Annotated in this window: 18 protein-coding genes; 6 read left to right on the forward strand and 12 right to left on the reverse strand. The window is 38.9% G+C overall.

All coding sequences use genetic code 11. The features are described 5' to 3' along the window. Positions 1-2: 2 nt before the first annotated feature. Entirely contained in the window at positions 3-422 is a 420-nt protein-coding gene (locus POF52_RS08150; protein ID WP_013056085.1) for a CBS domain-containing protein, read from the reverse strand. A gap of 185 nt (positions 423-607) precedes the next feature. Here POF52_RS08150 and POF52_RS08155 point away from each other — a divergent pair, with 185 nt between their 5' ends. Continuing rightward, positions 608-967, forward strand: coding sequence for a YugN family protein (locus POF52_RS08155; RefSeq protein WP_013056084.1), 360 nt, complete (start codon positions 608-610; stop codon positions 965-967). A gap of 36 nt (positions 968-1,003) precedes the next feature. On the opposite strand, the gene ctaG is transcribed toward POF52_RS08155, so the two are convergent. From ctaG to cyoE, 6 genes are all read right to left on the reverse strand, one after another. Next, positions 1,004-1,942, reverse strand: coding sequence for a cytochrome c oxidase assembly factor CtaG (gene ctaG / locus POF52_RS08160; protein ID WP_271991759.1), 939 nt, complete (start codon positions 1,940-1,942; stop codon positions 1,004-1,006). A 57-nt stretch (positions 1,943-1,999) separates the two neighbouring features. Then, entirely contained in the window at positions 2,000-2,332 is a 333-nt protein-coding gene (gene ctaF, locus POF52_RS08165; RefSeq protein ID WP_013082313.1) for a cytochrome c oxidase subunit IVB, read from the reverse strand. Positions 2,333-2,336: 4 nt separating this feature from the next. Continuing rightward, complete coding sequence (ctaE, locus tag POF52_RS08170; protein WP_013056081.1) at positions 2,337-2,957, reverse strand: cytochrome c oxidase subunit III; 621 nt, start codon at positions 2,955-2,957, stop codon at positions 2,337-2,339. Next, positions 2,957-4,822 (reverse strand): cytochrome c oxidase subunit I, encoded by a 1,866-nt coding sequence (gene ctaD, locus POF52_RS08175; protein WP_013082312.1) that lies wholly within the window; start codon positions 4,820-4,822, stop codon positions 2,957-2,959. Before ctaD ends, ctaE begins: the two co-directional genes overlap by 1 nt. Before the next feature lie 34 nt (positions 4,823-4,856). Next, on the reverse strand, positions 4,857-5,912 hold the full coding sequence (gene coxB, locus POF52_RS08180; protein ID WP_016763448.1) for a cytochrome c oxidase subunit II: 1,056 nt from the start codon (positions 5,910-5,912) through the stop codon (positions 4,857-4,859). Between the two features lie 137 nt (positions 5,913-6,049). Further along, positions 6,050-6,988, reverse strand: a complete 939-nt coding sequence (cyoE, locus tag POF52_RS08185; RefSeq protein WP_016763447.1) for a heme o synthase — start codon at positions 6,986-6,988, stop codon at positions 6,050-6,052. A gap of 504 nt (positions 6,989-7,492) precedes the next feature. Here cyoE and POF52_RS08190 point away from each other — a divergent pair. After that, positions 7,493-8,395, forward strand: a complete 903-nt coding sequence (locus tag POF52_RS08190; protein WP_034653460.1) for a COX15/CtaA family protein — start codon at positions 7,493-7,495, stop codon at positions 8,393-8,395. Between the two features lie 39 nt (positions 8,396-8,434). On the opposite strand, the gene pyc is transcribed toward POF52_RS08190, so the two are convergent. The 3 genes from pyc to POF52_RS08205 all read right to left on the reverse strand — a co-directional run bounded on the left by pyc (position 8,435) and on the right by POF52_RS08205 (position 13,618). Then, positions 8,435-11,884, reverse strand: coding sequence for a pyruvate carboxylase (gene pyc / locus POF52_RS08195; RefSeq protein ID WP_271991768.1), 3,450 nt, complete (start codon positions 11,882-11,884; stop codon positions 8,435-8,437). A 133-nt stretch (positions 11,885-12,017) separates the two neighbouring features. Continuing rightward, positions 12,018-13,208, reverse strand: coding sequence for an FtsW/RodA/SpoVE family cell cycle protein (locus tag POF52_RS08200; RefSeq protein ID WP_016763444.1), 1,191 nt, complete (start codon positions 13,206-13,208; stop codon positions 12,018-12,020). Positions 13,209-13,351: 143 nt separating this feature from the next. After that, the gene (locus tag POF52_RS08205) at positions 13,352-13,618 is read right to left on the reverse strand and encodes a YlaN family protein (protein ID WP_370506486.1); all 267 of its coding nucleotides are present in this window, start codon (positions 13,616-13,618) and stop codon (positions 13,352-13,354) included. A 281-nt stretch (positions 13,619-13,899) separates the two neighbouring features. On the opposite strand from POF52_RS08205, the gene POF52_RS08210 reads away from it, so the two are divergent. Beyond that, complete coding sequence (locus POF52_RS08210) at positions 13,900-14,400, forward strand: hypothetical protein (protein WP_013082306.1); 501 nt, start codon at positions 13,900-13,902, stop codon at positions 14,398-14,400. 37 nt (positions 14,401-14,437) lie between these two features. Here POF52_RS08210 and POF52_RS08215 read toward each other — a convergent pair whose 3' ends face one another. Further along, complete coding sequence (locus tag POF52_RS08215) at positions 14,438-15,766, reverse strand: PhoH family protein (RefSeq protein ID WP_013056072.1); 1,329 nt, start codon at positions 15,764-15,766, stop codon at positions 14,438-14,440. Positions 15,767-15,982: 216 nt separating this feature from the next. Here POF52_RS08215 and POF52_RS08220 point away from each other — a divergent pair, with 216 nt between their 5' ends. Then, the gene (locus POF52_RS08220; protein ID WP_013056071.1) at positions 15,983-16,582 is read left to right on the forward strand and encodes a YhcN/YlaJ family sporulation lipoprotein; all 600 of its coding nucleotides are present in this window, start codon (positions 15,983-15,985) and stop codon (positions 16,580-16,582) included. A 26-nt stretch (positions 16,583-16,608) separates the two neighbouring features. Here POF52_RS08220 and POF52_RS08225 read toward each other — a convergent pair whose 3' ends face one another. Next, the gene (locus POF52_RS08225; RefSeq protein WP_013082304.1) at positions 16,609-17,064 is read right to left on the reverse strand and encodes a pyridoxamine 5'-phosphate oxidase family protein; all 456 of its coding nucleotides are present in this window, start codon (positions 17,062-17,064) and stop codon (positions 16,609-16,611) included. Between the two features lie 185 nt (positions 17,065-17,249). On the opposite strand from POF52_RS08225, the gene POF52_RS08230 reads away from it, so the two are divergent. Together POF52_RS08230 and POF52_RS08235 are read left to right on the forward strand one after the other, a co-directional pair. Continuing rightward, positions 17,250-17,450 carry a YlaI family protein gene (locus POF52_RS08230; protein ID WP_013056069.1) on the forward strand — a complete coding sequence of 67 codons (201 nt, stop codon included), beginning with the start codon at positions 17,250-17,252 and terminating at the stop codon, positions 17,448-17,450. 1 nt (position 17,451) lies between these two features. Continuing rightward, the gene (locus POF52_RS08235; protein WP_271991780.1) at positions 17,452-17,886 is read left to right on the forward strand and encodes a hypothetical protein; all 435 of its coding nucleotides are present in this window, start codon (positions 17,452-17,454) and stop codon (positions 17,884-17,886) included. Positions 17,887-17,912 lie beyond the last annotated feature (26 nt).

Below are 17,912 nucleotides of genomic sequence, written 5' to 3' on the forward strand. Positions count from 1 at the left end.
TTTTAATGCGTTTGTTGTGAAATGTCTGAGAGCGCTTCTCCTGCACGTTCATTTGCATAGCGAAACGTTGATAAATCACCTAGCGACACAATCCCTACTAGCTTTTGATTTTCCACAACAGGAAGACGACGGATTTGATGTTGAGCCATAAGCTTAGAAGCTTCTTCTACAGAGGCTTCCGCTGTAATAGTTATAAGCTCTTCACTCATAACATCCGTTACTTTACTTGAATTTGGCTTCTTTTCTGCAATGCCTTTGATAACTAAGTCTCGATCTGTAATCATTCCTACTAGCTGGTCTCTATCGACAATTGGAATTGCTCCTACATTCCATTCCTTCATTTTCACTGCTACTTCATATACGTTATCAAGCGTGGTGCATGTTTCCGTATCAGCTGTCATTACCTCTTGTACAGTTTTCATTATTTTATCCTCCTTTACATCGTGTGTTCGTTTTATAGTGTGACCAACTTTTTAGTAAACTTTCGTATTTAAAACGTTTAAATAAAAATAGATAACGTTTACATTTTTCCTTATTAGATATTGCAAGTTTTATCCATTCGGCTTATGATTTAATTGGGGTATATCTGTTTTGGGAGGGAGTTCATATGAAATTTGAATATGCAAAATTTGATTCATTAAAGGTTGATTTAGATTTATTAGATGAGATTATGCATCAATTTGGTCTGGTCCGCGCCGGACAATGGGATTATGAACGCGTCACGTACGATCGAAAATTCGAGTTTCAGCGAGATACCTTCTATTTGCGAGTCCAAGGACATGCTATTTCAGGCGACGTAGGGGGCAGGCATGCTGTTATTCATCTTATGACACCTCTACTAGGCAAACATTATTATCCTCACGGTGTAGAATATGGAGACGGCGAATACTTTCCGCCATCCCTTGTAGAACAGTGTGAAAAGATATTAACACAAATCAAATCACAGCTTGAAACCGTTCAGCTATAGAATTAGAAAAAGCGCAGTAATCACACTGCGCTTTTTCTAATTCAAAGGAGGAGTAGACGGAAATTCCTTTGGTTTTATATCTTGAGGCTCAGTAAAATCGGGCATGTACGTATCTTTCTCTCGTTCTTTTCGAGCCCACTGAAAAAAAATAAAGCCTAAAACCGTTCCATACACAATTTCTTGAATGATCTTCATAATAACGCCGCCTAGCTGCTGATCTTCCACGGGCGGCAGCGTATTAAACATCTCGGGAGCAAGCTGCCCTAAACTTGCAATCATAGAAGGCGGTACACAAAGGGAAAGAGCTTGTACCCAAGCGCTTGAATCTGTATACGTCGCATATAAAGAATGATTTGCAAAAATAATCAGCGCGCACGCTGGAGTAAGGAGTACGCCATCTGCAAAAATGTATCCAAGCTTTTTTAAAGAACTTAGCGTTTGTTCTTCTTCTAGCTGATTAACGAGTGGCCACCACATGCAAAATGCAGCGATAAATAATACAACACTCACGATTCCGTGGAGCATCATATCCGTTTTAATAAAATCAAAAAGCAGCGGAATATGATACAAAGAGAATAACCCATTGAATAACAGTAGCGCAATTAAGGGCTGTGTAAAGAATTTAAAAATAGGTTTAACCCCTCTTACATAAATAACAGAACGAGCTAACCACGCCGGAATTCCTAAAATAAAAAGCGGAGGAATCACCAAGTAAACGATTGCCATTTGCGTCATATGAGCACTAAACATAAAATGCCCTAGTAAATCTACAGGCCCTCCTTTACATATATATAAAAGAACCATGCTAATAACAAAATACGCTTTTGTTTTTCTGTTTACGGCCACGGCTCCTATAAAACTCCCTCTCCATCTACCAACGATGAAAAAATATAAGACGGTCACCAGACAAATGGTTAAAAAATAGTAAGGACTCCAAAGTGCTTCAAAACCAAACATCTGCAAATTGTTAATCAACGTCTATTCCTCCTTCTACAGATGATGAAAAGGACTGGCGCATGCCAGCCCTTTTCTTTACCACCAAATAATGGTTACAAAAGCTAAAATGGTTAAAAGAGCTACCAATACGCCTGAATACAAGAAAAATGCTGGTATGGTATGTCCTTTGTGGTTCATATGCATGAAATAATAAAGTTGAAAGATGACTTGAACAACGGCCAAGAGCACAATCACCGGCATAATGTACCATCCGCTAAACTCTTGATAAACCGCAAAAAAAGCAATTAGCGTTAGAAACAACATCATCCCAAAAGAGATAACTTGCATCTTCATATCTTCTGCGTTTCTTTTTTTACGATAATCTAAATTGAGCCTTGGGTTATCTGAGTTTGATTGATTTGTCGTCATCAGCTTATCCCACCATTCCCATTAAATATACAACTGTGAAAATAAAGACCCACACAACATCGATAAAGTGCCAGTATAAACTTGCGACATAATATTTAGGAGCGTTATATAAGTTTAACCCCCGCTTCGCATTTCGAATCATCAAAGAACCAATCCAAAGCAATCCGAACGTTACGTGAGCTCCGTGGGTCCCAACCAGCGCGTAGAAAGAAGAACCGAATGCGCTGCTTGTAAACGTATGCCCTTCATGAACATAATGCCTGAACTCATAAATTTCTAGCCCTAAAAACGCTAAACCTAAAAGCCACGTAACGCCTAACCATAGCTGCATCTTTTTAAATTCAAAATTTTTCATATGATACATAGCATATACGCTTGTTAGTGAACTTGTTAATAAAATCATGGTGGCTGCAAAAACAAGCTTAATATCAAATAATTCTTCTGGCTTAGGTCCTGACATCGTTGAATTACGTAAAGCTAAATAAGTAGCAAAAAGTGAAGCAAACAAAACCGTCTCTCCGCCTAAAAAGAGCCAAAAGCCAGTAAATTTATTTTTCCCTTCAAGCGTTGCTTTTTCAGGCGAAGCAGGGAAAGTTTCAGCAGTTAGCTTTTGTTCAGTCTCCATTACATCTTCGCCTCCTTGTCATCATCAACTAAGTCTTCTTTGTGAATATGAAAGCCGTGATCATCAATCCATGAACGGAAGAACATCGATAAAAACATGACGATCATTCCGATAATCCCTACAATATCTCCCCACGCATGATCATTTCGATACAAAAAGCCAATCCCTGCAATAAACATTCCAAGCGATATCATAAATGGAATAAACGACGAGTTTGGCATATGAATATCACCAAGAGGTTCGGCTGGCGTCATTTCTTTATTTCCTGCCATTTTTTCAATCCAATATGCATCTAACCCGCGTACAAGCGGCGTTTGTTTAAAGTTATACTCTGGAGGCGGAGATGAAATAGCCCATTCTAATGTGCGTCCGTCTCCCCAAGGGTCTCCTCCTACCTTTTGTCCTTTGGCAGTTGTTTTTATAATATTAACCAGTAAAATGAGCGTAGCAACCGCCATGAAAGCAGCTCCTGATGAACTGATTGCATTCCCAAGGTCAAGACCTTGATTAGGCAAGAACGTCCATACGCGGCGAGGCATCCCCATTAGGCCTAAGAAATGCTGAATAAAGAACGTTAAGTGGAAACCAATCAAAAAGAGCCAGAACGTTGCTTTGCTTAACTTTTCATCTAACATCTTCCCAAACATTTTTGGCCACCAGTATGTGACACCTGCTAATATAGCGTATACGACACCGCCTACGATAACGTAATGGAAGTGAGCAACGATAAAATAAGAATCTTGAAATTGATAATCTGCAGGTGCTACAGCTGCCATAACTCCTGTTACTCCCCCGATAACAAATGATGGAATAAAAGCGACAGCATACAGCATTGGAGACGTAAACTCAATACTTCCTCCCCAAAGCGTAAACAACCAGTTGAAAATTTTAATTCCAGTTGGAACGGCGATAGCCATCGTAGCGACAGCAAAAATGGCATTTGCAATTGGACCAAGTCCGGTTGTAAACATGTGGTGGGCCCACACCATGAACCCTAAAAATCCGATTAATACGGTAGCAAAAACCATCGACGAGTACCCGAATAGTCTCTTTCTTGAAAAAGTAGGTAAAATTTCAGAGAAAACACCAAACGCTGGAAGAATTAAAATATATACTTCCGGATGACCGAATATCCAGAAAAGATGTTCCCAGATAATGGTGTTCCCACCCATTGTGGCGTCAAAAAAGTTTCCCCCGAATAAGCGGTCAAAAATCATTAAAAACAATCCAACCGTTAGTGCTGGAAACGCAAACAAAATAAGGGCTGATGCAACAAACGTCGTCCACGTAAACAGCGGCATACGCATATAAGTCATACCTGGCGCCCTCATGTTAATGATTGTCACGAGAAAGTTGATACCTGAAATCAATGTCCCGGCTCCGGAAATCTGCAAACCTATCGCATAAAAATCAATTCCGTGACCAGGTGATGCAATAGACAGCGAAGCATATGAGGTCCACCCTGCATCAGGTGCTCCTCCTAAAAACCAGCTTAGATTTAAAAAGAGTCCCCCAAAGGCAAACAACCAAAAACCTAACAAATTTAAAAATGGAAATGCTACATCTCGAGCTCCAATTTGCAGCGGAACAACTGCATTCATCATGGCAAAAAGAAGCGGCATTGCGGCTAAGAAAATCATTGTTGTTCCATGCATTGTTAAAATTTCATTATACGTTCCTGCACTAACAAAGTCATTGCTTGGTATAGCCAGCTGAATACGTATAAATAGCGCTTCCACTCCTCCGACTAGAAAAAAGATACCGCCGGCAATTAGATAAAGAATGGCAATTTTCTTATGGTCAACGGTTGTCATAAAGTCCCAAATTGTTCCACCTACACCCTTCTTTTGACTGAGTGTACTCATCGCTAAACCTCCCCTTTTAAAAACGACTGGACGTTTATTTTTCTTTTAAACTCATTAAATAGTCTGCTAACTCATTCACTTGTTCATCTGTTAAGTCAGGATATGTACCACTCATCTTATTACCCGGCTTAACTTTTTCAGGGTCTTTTAACCATTTTTTGATATTTTCCTTGTTGTGAGGAAGCACCCCAGCTACACGCTCACGTTCAGAAAAACCGGCTAAGTTTGGTGCTTGACGAGCTTGTTCTGGACGATTGTCTTTGACGTCAACAGCATGACATCCGATACAGCTTTCATTAAAGACCTCTTGACCAGCTTTTGCGGATGCTGTTTCTACATCAGGCTTTGCCTTTTTCAAATCTTTTGCCCACGTATCAAATTCATCGCTTGATACAGCCCGTACTTTAAAGTCCATAAGAGAATGAGATGGACCACAAAGCTCAGCACATTTTCCGTAGAAAACCCCGTTAGCTTCCTTCGATTTTTTAGAATCAAACACTAGCCAGAATTTATTATCATTTTCTGTGTTAGCATCGAGCTTTCCTCCAACTGAAGGAATCCAGAATGAGTGCTTGACGTCAGAAGCTTTAATGTTAAAGTAGACTTTTTTATCCGTTGGAACAACTAGATCTTGCGATGTAATAATTTTTTGATTAGGATACTCAAATTCCCACCAGTACAAGTTAGCGCGCACATTTACTACGACAGCATCTTTGTCCTTCATTCCTTTTACATCCGCTAGCTTAAATGTTGAGATGACCGTTGGAACAGTCAAAATAATCAGCAGCAAGATAGGGATCACTGTCCATATAATTTCTAACTTTCTGCTTCCCTCTACTTGCTTTGGAATCACATTTTCTTCGCCTTTACGACGACGAAAGCGCAAAATAACAAATATAAAGATAATGGTGACAACAATAATAACTAAAACCATGATGGCTGTACTAAGCAGCATAAGCGAATATTGTTCTTCAGCTACCTCACCTGCAGGCTTAAGTGTTGACAAAAACGGTTTTCCACAGGCCGATAACACGAATGCAAGCAGCGTAAATAACGACAAAACGCGAAAGTTCAATCGCCATTTTTTCATACCATTCCCCAACCTCTCTTTCATTGACGTGATTTCATCTATGCCCTCTTGAGCATAAAACTTATTCCTTCTATAATGAATTCTACATGTAGAAGAAATCCCCCTTGTGCAGTGTCGCATTCAGTGAAAGATTTTATCTAGGCAAAAAGCGTTGCGACAATCATTGAGACAAATAAAATAGTTAAATAGTTTAGTGAGTAGACAAACATCATGCTAGCCCACTTTGTGTCTTCTTGTTTATTGTATTGAGCAAATCCTAAAAATAGCCATCCTATGTTTAAAACAGTGGCCAAAATTAGAAATGGAGTGCCTAATTCGTATAAATAAAGAGGTAATGGCAACAAACAAGCAATCCAAATGAGAATCTGTCGTTTTGTAAGCTCAAACCCGTGTACAACAGGCAACATAGGGATTCCCGCTGCCCGGTATTCTTCACATCTTCGCATAGCAAGAGCTAGAAAATGAGGGGGCTGCCAAATAAACATGATTAAAAATAATACCCAAGCCACTACATGTAAATTGGGATCAATAGCGGCCCATCCAATTAAAGGCGGGACAGCTCCTGATATACTTCCGATTACTGTATTAATTGTGTATAGTCTTTTGGACCACATGGTGTAAAGAACTACATATGTAAGTATTCCTGCTAATCCAATGAGAGCGGCTACTGAAGAAACAACTAGTAGCATAAGCAAGCCGGTTAACGTAAAACCGATTCCAATCCCAAGGACCGTCAAAGGTGTAAAACTCCCTGTCACTGTAGGTCGTCCCTTTGTTCGTTCCATTAGAGGGTCAATGTCACGATCTATGTAATTGTTCAAACTGCATGAACCGGCGATGATAAGTGAAGAACCTATTAAAGTAAAAAATGCTTTATCCAGGTTTTCTAAGAAGTGTTGTTCGTTGAAGAAAAGAGCTAGCCAAAAACCAGTAAAGGTGGTGATGAAATTCGAGTTGACTATTCCAATTTTAATCGTAGCTAAAAAATCTGACCAAACGGAACTATTTTCGCTTACATGAGCTGTGTTAGGCGATGCAGAAAGCGTTGAATCTTCCACCATTTTTGAATCTTCCATGGCGCTTCCTCCTTTACTCATCCACAGACTTTTATCTAGTAAATAAAGAGTCTATAAATGAAGGCGTTTTCAACATATTTTTAAAAAAATCTCCTCTTTGTTCACAAAGAAGTCATATTCCTCTCACCAAAGCTACTTAAAAGCTTCACATGTAAACGGTAAAATAGTAAAGAAATATCTATTTCTCATGTTTATTAAACCATATTTTGCCGTTACTTTGTGAAAAATTCATGAAAAAAATATGGATTTTTTTTGTCATGAGCTAAATGCATGTCCCTGTCACTTGTTAAAAGATATTTGTGCAAGTAAAATAGTTTTCTGCACGGTACCTTTTACATATCTGCAGAGTCAAACTCATGAATAAACCTTACACTTTCTACCATTATAACAAATTCAATCAAGTTTATGGAGAATAAATGAAATTTATGTTTAATATACAAAAAGATTAGGATAAATTATTTAGCTCGTTATATTACTTACTTTGCTTTTAGGATGGTGATTATTGTGCGACTTGGATTAAAATTTTTATCCGTTGTGACGAGCATGGCCATGTTACTTATTCTACTTGGCGGTGCCCTTGTCACGAAAACTGGTTCAGCAGACGGGTGCGGAGATTCTTGGCCTCTGTGTAATGGACAGCTCATTCCTGACCCTTTAACATTTGAAACCGTTGTTGAATTAAGCCACCGCTTAGTTTCTGGCGTGTCGGGCTTTCTTGTGCTCGCTTTATGCGTATGGGCATGGATTTCACTAGGGCATATAAAAGAAGTTAGACCTTTAGCGTTTATCTCTTTTTTCTTCCTAGTACTGCAAGCATTAATTGGGGCCGCTGCCGTTATGTGGGGGCAATCAGATGCAGTGCTTGCTCTTCATTTTGGTATTTCTCTTATTTCGTTTGCTTCTGTGCTGCTGTTAACACTTATTATCTTTGAAGTGGATCAAAAGCTCGACGCAACTAATATGCAGCTAGGCTCTAAAATGAAAAAACATATCTACGGGGTTATTTTGTACACATATGCCGTTGTGTACACGGGCGCGCTTGTTCGCCATAAAGAAGCTAGCTTAGCTTGTCCAGATGTTCCATTTTGTTCAAACGGAAACGGTTGGCTGCCTGTTGATTTGAATCAGTGGATTCAAATGGGACATCGATTCGCTGCTGTTTTAACGTTTGTATGGATTTTAGCCGCCTTTATCCATGCAGTTAAATATTATCGCCATCAAAAAAATATTTTTTACGGATGGTTAGCTGCTCTCATTCTAGTTACTTTTCAGGCGGTTTCCGGTATGCTTGTTGTTGTCACACGTTTGCAGCTAGAGCTCGCGCTTGCTCATTCTTTAATTATCTCTTTCCTATTCGGTGTATTAAGCTACTTAACCTTACTTGCAACGCGTCATACACATAATTGATCAAAAAAGGTACGAGCTCAGAGCTCGTACCTTTTTTGATCAGCTTTCTAATTCAATTAATAAATCTCCCGGCTGAATGCCATCTCCACTCGACACGTGTACTTGTTTAATCACGCCGTCAAATGGTGCTTGCACGGTTGTTTCCATTTTCATTGCTTCTGTGATCATTAAGTGATCACCTTTTGAGACTTTATCGCCTTTTTCTACTACTACTCGAATAACGGTTCCAGGCATTGAAGCGCCGATGTGGGCCGGATTTGCTTGATCGGCTTTTTGTTTTGCCGTAACGGTTGTTTTAACACTTTCGTCTTTAATCACGACTTCACGAGGCTGACCGTTCAATTCAAAGTATACTGCTCGCGTACCGTCTGCCTGCGGTTCTCCAATGGATACAAGGCGAACAATTAAGGTTTTTCCTTTTTCAATCTCAATTTCAATCTCTTCTCCTAAACGCATGCCGTATAGGAAAGTCGGGGTATCAAGAACAGAAATGTCCCCGTATTGTTCGACTGCTTTGTGATAATCCATAAATACTTTTGGGTACAGCGCATAAGCAATGGCATCAAAACTCGTTACTTGACGATTTAAGTCTTTAAACAGCTTTTCTTTCACTGCATCGAAGTCCACATCTTCTAACAGTTCTCCAGGACGAACTGTAATAGGTTTTCTGCCTTTTAGAATGATGCGCTGAAGCTCTTTAGGGAATCCCCCGTGAGGCTGTCCTAAATACCCTTCAAACAATTCAATAACTGAATCCGGGAAGTCAAGCGTTTCACCGCGCTCAAACAGCGTTTCTTCTGTCAAGTTGTTTTGGACCATAAACAATGCCATATCTCCAACTACTTTTGATGATGGCGTAACTTTTACAATATCACCAAATAACAAATTCACGCGTGAATACATATCTTTTACTTCATCCCAGCGGTTTCCTAAACCAACTGCTTTTGCTTGTTGCTGTAAGTTGCTATATTGACCGCCTGGCATTTCATGCACATATACTTCTGTATGAGGAGCGTTCATGCCGCTTTCGAAGTCTTGGTAATATTTTCGCACGTCTTCCCAATAGTAAGAAAGCTCTTCTAGATTTTTAATATCTAGATTTGGTCTGCGGTCCGCACCTTCTAAGGCGTAATAAAGAGAGTTAGCACTTGGCTGAGACGTTAAGCCTGCCATTGAGCTTACGGCTACGTCTACAATGTCTACACCTGCTTCAATTGCTTTTGCATACGTGTATACACCGTTTCCGCTTGTATCATGCGTATGAAGGTGGATTGGAATATCAACCGTTTCTTTTAGAGCCGATACTAAATCATAAGCTGCCTGTGGTTTTAAAAGACCCGCCATATCTTTAATGCCCAGGATATGTGCTCCAGACTGCTCAAGCTCTTTTGCTAAGTTCTTGTAGTAATCCAAATCATACTTACGGCGCGTCGGATCTAAAATATCACCTGTATAACACATTGCTGCTTCTGCAATCTTTCCTGTTTGACGAACGGAGTCAATTGCAAGAGTCATTCCTTGCACCCAGTTTAAGCTGTCAAAGATACGGAAAACATCAATACCTGCATAAGCTGATTTTTCAACAAATTCTTTAATTACATTATCAGGATAGTTTTTATATCCAACCGCATTTGACGCGCGAAGAAGCATTTGGAAAAGAACGTTTGGCGCTTGTTGACGTAAAGTAAGCAAGCGATCCCACGGATCTTCTTTTAAGAATCGATAAGCAACATCAAACGTTGCTCCCCCCCACATTTCCATAGAAAATAAATCTGGAAGCAAGCGTGCAGTTGGGTTAGCTACTTGTTTTAAGTCGTTTGTACGAATACGCGTTGCTAAAAGAGACTGATGGCCATCACGGAAGGTTGTATCCGTTAATAGCACTTCCTTGCGTTCTTTCACCCAATTTACTAGCCCTTCAGCGCCTTTTTCATCTAAAATCTGCTTTGTTCCGTTTTGAATTGGTATGCTTATATCCACACTAGGAACGCGCGGTTTTGTAAAGATTGGCTTTTTCTTTTCCGATACACCTGGGAATCCGTTTACCGTAACATTCCCAATGTATGTAAGCATTTTAGTTCCGCGGTCTTTTCGCTTCGGGAAAACAAAAAGTTCAGGCGTTGTATCAATAAATGATGTATCATAAGCACCTGTTAAGAACTTATCATGCTTCACTACATTTTCAAGGAACGGAATATTGGTTTTAATTCCACGAATACGAAATTCTTTTAAGTTTCGTACCATTTTTGATGCGGCTTGATCGAATGTTAATGCCCATGTTGTTACTTTTACTAACAGTGAATCATAATAAGGCGTAATTACAGCACCTTGGAAACTGTTTCCCGTATCTAAACGTACGCCAAAACCGCCACCAGAACGATAAGCCATAATCTTACCCGTATCCGGCATAAAATTGTTTAACGGATCTTCTGTCGTTACACGAGATTGAATCGCATATCCATGTACGTGAATTTGATCTTGTGCAGGAATGGATACTTCCTTGCTGTGAAGCGCGTAGCCGTCTGCAATTAAAATTTGCGATTGAACGATATCAATACCTGTAATCATTTCAGTAATTGTGTGCTCTACTTGAACACGTGGATTTACTTCAATAAAATAAAAATCGTTTCCTGATACTAAAAATTCTACTGTACCAGCATTTATGTACTGCACTTTTTCCATCAGCTGCACAGCTGCTTCACAAATGCGGAGACGTAAGTCTTCATCTATAGAAACACTTGGTGCTACTTCTACTACTTTTTGGTGACGACGCTGCACAGAACAGTCGCGTTCATAAAGATGCACAACATTTCCTTGTTCATCACCTAAAATTTGCACTTCAATATGTTTTGGATTTTCAACTAGTTTCTCGACATACACTTCATCATTACCAAAAGCAGCTTTTGCTTCTGATTTAGCACGGTCATAAGATTCGTTCAGGCTGTCTGCATCGCGAACGATACGCATGCCTCGACCGCCTCCGCCCAAAGCAGCTTTGATCATTAGAGGATATCCATGCTGATTAGCAAATTCTTTTGCTTCGTCAATTGAATCAATAGGACCATCGGTACCAGGAATAACGGGAATATCTGCTTGAATAGCCTGATGACGGGCTTTTACTTTATCCCCAAACATATCAAGATGCTTGGATTTTGGACCAATAAAAATAATGCCTTCTTCTTCGCAACGTTTCGCAAATTGGATATTTTCTGACAAAAAACCGTAGCCAGGGTGAATAGCATCTACATCATGAGACTTAGCAATGTCGATGATGCCTTCTATATCTAAATAAGCATCAATCGGTTTTTTCTCCGCTCCTACTAAATAGGCTTCATCCGCTTTGTAACGGTGATAAGAACCTGCGTCTTCCTTAGAATAAATTGCAACAGTCCGAATATTCAGTTCAGTACATGCTCGAAATACACGAATCGCAATTTCTCCTCGGTTTGCTACTAATACTTTTTTGATTTTTTTAGTTACAAAACTCATGTTGCTAATCTCCTCTCAATTTCGTATAAACTTCAATATATAGCAAAATTGGATAAAAGAAAAGCAAAAATCAATGGAAAATGATAAAATTCCAATAAATTTTTGCTTTTTTTACACATTTTTTTCACGAAAATCAATCGCTTGTTGTTGATGTATTGTTCGGATGTAGCACAATATTTTCCGTATTTTTCTGTTTTTTATTTTGATAGTTTACGAAAAACGAAATATTTACAATAATTCCCATAGATACCATCAGCGTTAGCAGCGAAGACCCTCCGTAACTGATAAACGGAAGCGTGACCCCGGTAATCGGAATGAGTCCCGTAAGCCCTCCAAGGTTAATGCCTGTTTGAATACCTATCATACTGGCTACTCCAATACAAATCATGCTGGCAAACGGATCCTGAGATTTTTTAGCCAGCATTAAAATCCTGAAAATTAAGAAGCCTAAAAGGCCCAGCACGAGCATAACTCCAAAGAACCCTAATTCTTCTGCAATAATAGCCATAATGAAATCGGTATGGGGCTCCGGAAGATAACCATACTTTTGTACACTTTCTCCTAAACCAAGGCCTTTTAAGCCTCCTGTACCTATTGCTAAATATGAATTAACCAGCTGATAACCGGTTCCTTGAGCATTGGTAAACGGATCTGATGCACCGGTAAAACGGCCAATTCGATTGGGAGTAAACTGCCCTGTAAAAAAACCAATCGTAATAATTACCGTAAGCAAAATGATACCTAGTGCTAGCATGCGGAAAAAGGTTTTTTTAGAGATTCCCGAACATAGCATAATGGTAACGGCAATAGCAAAAATAATTGATCCCGTTCCAAGGTCAGGCTGAATAGCTACAAAGCCTAATATTAGAAATACAAGACCCATAGGTCCAAAAAAAGCTTTTTTGATGTTGTCAATATACTCTTGCCTTTTAGACAAAACATACGATAAGTATAAAATGACAACAAGCTTGGCATACTCAGCCGGCTGCATGTTTGCCCCGCCAAGCTGCAGCCAACTTTGCGCATTGTTACTCGTATGCCCCATTACAAACACAAGCAAAAGCAGTACAAAAATCCCTAGAATCGCATAAGGCAGTATTTTAGGATACAGCTTGTAAGGTGTTAGCATTGTTAAAATGAACAATACAAGCGTAAAAGCAAGCCACATTTTTTGTCTGTTGTAAAAGAAATCGCTTGATGTATGATATCTTGTAATACTTACAATCATACTTGAACTGTAAACCATAACTAGTCCAACCGCACAAAGAAGCAGCACTGGAATTACAATTGAATAGTCAAAATGCCTAAATATTTTTTTTACCATAACCCTCTTCCTTTAAAAATGACGTGTTTCTGTTTCGTTTCATCTTTTATGTACAAATTTGAGTAAATTAGGAAATTTCAACCACCTGTAATAAAAAACTCAAACTACGTTTGTATATAGTTTGAGTTTCGATCGCGTGATTTTTATTTTTTTGTAAACGCTTCATGCAGTGCAGAAAGTTCACGCTCGAGGCGGTCTAGCAATGTTTTTCCAACACGTTCATCAATTAAACCAAGACGAACTGCAAAATCAATTTCTCTTGATAAACCAAACATTTGTGTATCTAAAACCTCTTCATAAAGAGGACATTGTGGCATTGTTAAGTTATCCATTTGAACTTGAATTAATTGCAAAATCTTATCTGCATCAGCTTTTAACAACGCATACGCTTTTTCACGATGATCTATCATTGTCTCAGGCGTCAAACTCAATCCCTCCGTTCGCGAGCGATTACCTAATCTATCTCTCAATTTTAAAGGCTATGCTCCAAAAAAGCAAGGATAAACATGTCCGTGAGGCTGGCCGTCTTTTTTATACTGTTACTTTCTCAAAATCGTTACCATAGATGTAGGAAATTTCGCACTTTCGTTGACCTTTACATTATATCATACGAGAATCACTCTCAACTAAATTTTTTCATCAAAGTGACAAATAAGTAGAAAGCGCTTATACTTTTAGCAAGGGGGCATTTATGATGAATTCAATTATTATGTTAAAAGGAAAAGTAAAATATACGCTGACACTCGACCCAAGCGTGTGGATTTTCGATGACCGCAAGCTCGATATGGAGGTTTTCTTTGAACATCCACCAGAGCAAAAAGATGAGACAGAAGCGTACACAAAGGCTGTTTCGAAGCATTGGGACCGTGAAATTCAAGAGGGAGCCGTCTTTCCTCCTACGTTAAAAACCGAAAAGAAATTCAAAAAACAGGAGCTAGTAAATGGAACATTCGGCATTTTATTTGCACCTTTTCTAGCTAACGCTTCACCTACTGAAGAAGCTACCAACGTTTCATTTAAAACAAAAGACGCACTGATTTCTTTTTCATTAGAAGAAGCACAAAAACTAATCTTTGGTTTCAGCCAAGATGGAAAGCCTCTTAGAGAAGATGGGCCTATCTATGTCTATTTACCTGACGGATCTAACCGAAATAACCCTATTAAATATGTGGAAGAAATCATCGTTACATAATAAAAGAAGCGGGGTTCCAAAAGGAACCCCGCTTCTTTTAAAGAATATCAGCTGCTAATTGTGCTAGCCCGGAGCGCTCTCCTTTGATTAACCGAACGTGGCCCGATACTTTTTGCTCTTTAAACTTTTCAACTACGTACGTTAATCCGTTGTTATACTCATCTAAATAAGGATGATCAATTTGAGCCGGATCTCCCATAAGGACAATTTTACTCTTTTCCCCTACCCTTGTTAAAATTGTTTTAATTTCATGCTTCGTTAAATTTTGCGCTTCATCAATAATAATGAACTGTTCCGGAATGCTTCGGCCTCTTATATACGTCAAGGCTTCCACTTCTATTGAACTGAGCCCTGCTAGAATGGCATCCAATTCTCCAGGTTTTTTAGTGTTAAATAAGTACTCTAGGTTATCATAAATTGGTTGCATCCATGGACGAAGTTTCTCCTGCTTTTCTCCTGGCAAGAATCCAATATCTTTTCCTAAAGGAACAATTGGACGAGCTACAAGTAGCTTTTTAAAACATCCTAGATCTTCCGTCTGCATAAGTCCTGAAGCTAAAGCAAGCAGCGTTTTACCCGTACCTGCCTTTCCAATTAACGTGACCAGTTGAACGTCGTCTCTAAGAAGAAGTTCTAAAGCCATGATTTGCTGAACATTTCGAGGTTTGATTCCCCAGATATGATCATATTCAAATAAAAGCTTTTTTACTTTCGTTGTTGTTTGATCGACAATGCCGATGGCTGATCCGGATCCCCCAAATGCATCTTTCATCACTAAGAATTGATTTGCAAAAAAGGAGTGGTTCGCAATTTGAGACGTTAGCAGTTCTCCTTTTTCGTAAAATTGACTCAGCAGTTCTTTTGCAATATAGACTTCCGAAAAGCCTGTATAAATACTATTGAATTCCACTACTCGATCACTTAAAAAATCTTCTGCTCTTAAGCCGATTGCGTCAGCCTTCACACGTACCAACACATCTTTACTCACTAGTATCACTTCACGTCCATCTTCTTTTGTTTCCTCTTCAAGAGATAGATTTTTAGCAACAGCTAAAATTCGATTATCATTTGTTTTTTCCACAAAGATTTCTTGAAGCTGTTGAAAAGAGCGATGATTGAGTTCAATTCGCAAATGGCCCCCATTTTCTAAAGGGATTTTCTCATATAACTTTCCATGTTGTCTCAAGTTATCAATGAGTTTGGATACCTGCCTTGCATTTCGTCCGACTTCATCCATATTTCTTTTTTTCGAATCAACTTCTTCTAGCACAACGGCTGGAATCACTACTTCGTTATCATCAAATGAAAAAATTGAATGCGGATCTTGTAATAAAACATTCGTATCTAATACATAAATTTTTCCCAATAATTCAGCCTCCTACTCCGATTGTTTTTCCTGTAAGGAGTGAAACAAGGCACCCATCCATTTATATACTATGTAACGCACATGTGTGAAGTGACCTTAAATGGACGGACCATTTTCTTTAAATATATGAACACGTGTATAAAGATAGAAGAACTATTAGAAACTAAATACAAATTACTACAAAAAATGAGTCATTCATAAGGAGGAGTCTCCCACATGAACAAATTTTTTCTATCCATTAGCTTATGTTTTATTACACTAACCGGCTGTAACAATAACCAAGCAGACGTTGAAGAAGGGCAAAAAACAGATCGAATTGTACAGGTCAAAAATTCATCTCCTGAGCGCTCTCACAAGCGTACTGCTAATGAAATATCAGCTCATTTAGTTGAACTGGCTTCAAGCGTTCCGAATGTAAATGATGCTACTGCCATTGTGCTCGGTAAGTATGCAATCGTAGGCATTGACGTCGGCAAAGACATTGATCGTTCAGAAGTAAGTTCAATCAAATATACAGTTGCCGAAGGTCTGAAAGCCGATCCGTACGGCGCTAATTCTGTTGTTATTGCAGATCCTGATACGGTCGCTCGGCTAAAACAAATTGGAAATGAAATTCGCAAAGGCCGGCCGGTTACAGGATTTTTAGATGAATTAGCAGCCATTGTAAACCGAGTGATGCCTGAATTTGCAGAAGAAATTCGCCGAAATCCTAGCTCAACAGATACAAACAATCAAAAATTAAATAATAAACAAGAGCAAAATTTAAAGAATGAGCAGGAAAAACAATCTAATAATCATCTTCAAAAAAATGAATAAGAAAGTCGCTTAGCGGCAGGCTGCTGCTAAGCTTTTTTTATCGCTTCAATTACTTGCTTATCGAGTTTAGCAGCTGCTACTGGATCATAGGTCTTTTCATATGAAGGGTTTACTGAAATCTTAGAACCATAGAACATGACATCTCTTACTTCATTAATATCTAGTTCGATTAGCGTCAGCTTTAAAGCTACTCCTTCTAACTTTTCTTGCACTACCTCAGCTATTCCGCTGATTGAGTAGCATGATTCATTAGCAAGAATATTTACCACTGCTTTATTCGTATGTTTAATGTTTTCTACAATCCTCGATTTGACATCTACGGCAAATCGAATTTTTTGTTTAGTCGGAGCTACTAACCACGAAATGGCACTAACATTTGGACCGTTTGTTTCAAAATCAATAGTTGAAATGGTTGCAAATCTCTCTGTCTGTAGCTCATCGTATAATGCATCTACTAGTTGAGTCTCGACTTCGTTGGCCATTTTCATCCCTCCTACTGTTTATGTACTTACTAGTTACTATCTTCGAGCTAACAAGCGAAATTACCTGCTTCTTTAGGAATGTTTTCCTATCGTTCCTTTTCTACTGAGAGACAGCACCGCAAAAAAACTTTATAAAACAAGAATTTTCGGCTAGAATGATGTATAGAGAAGTTGAGGTGATAGAAATGAGAGTACAATGTGTCATGTGCGATAAAATTGAAACAATTGAGGATGAAACGCTCGTAGCAAAACGACTGCGCAACCGTCCTATCCATACATATATGTGCAATGAATGTTCTGAACGGATTGAAAAACGAACAAAAGAACGCATAGCTACTGGCAACTTTAAACTATATGAGTCGAAAAAGACAGAGGAGGATTGGTAAGGTGCTCCGATTAGGAATAAGTATTGGCATGTTAAGCGGGATTATCCTTGGGTTATGTTTAAAATGGATAGAATGGCTAACCGGCAAACAAGTTTATACCCTTTTATTAAATGTTGATTTTATTCCTATCATTGGCCCTATTCAATGGCCTGAATGGGTAGAGTTTGTTTTTCATTTGCTCATTGCCGCTGCAATTGGGGTCGTTTTTGTTTACATAGTAGGTAAATTAAATAATATGTCTATTCGAAAAATCGTATTGTGTTCCTTTTTATTAACACTTCCAACCATTCCTTTGTATTTTCCGTTGACGCTGCTTGCGCTCAAGCCTACGCCTGCGGTGGATGATGCAGTAGCGATTTTTTATTGGACAGCTGGCCATTTAGTTTTCGCAGCCGCTCTTGTCTTCGGCTATATCATACTAAAAAGACGCTTGTAGCTACAAGCGTCTTTTTATGTAGTCGT

This window comes from Priestia sp. AB (genome assembly GCF_028369225.1).
Classification (GTDB): Bacteria; Bacillota; Bacilli; order Bacillales; family Bacillaceae_H; genus Priestia; species Priestia megaterium.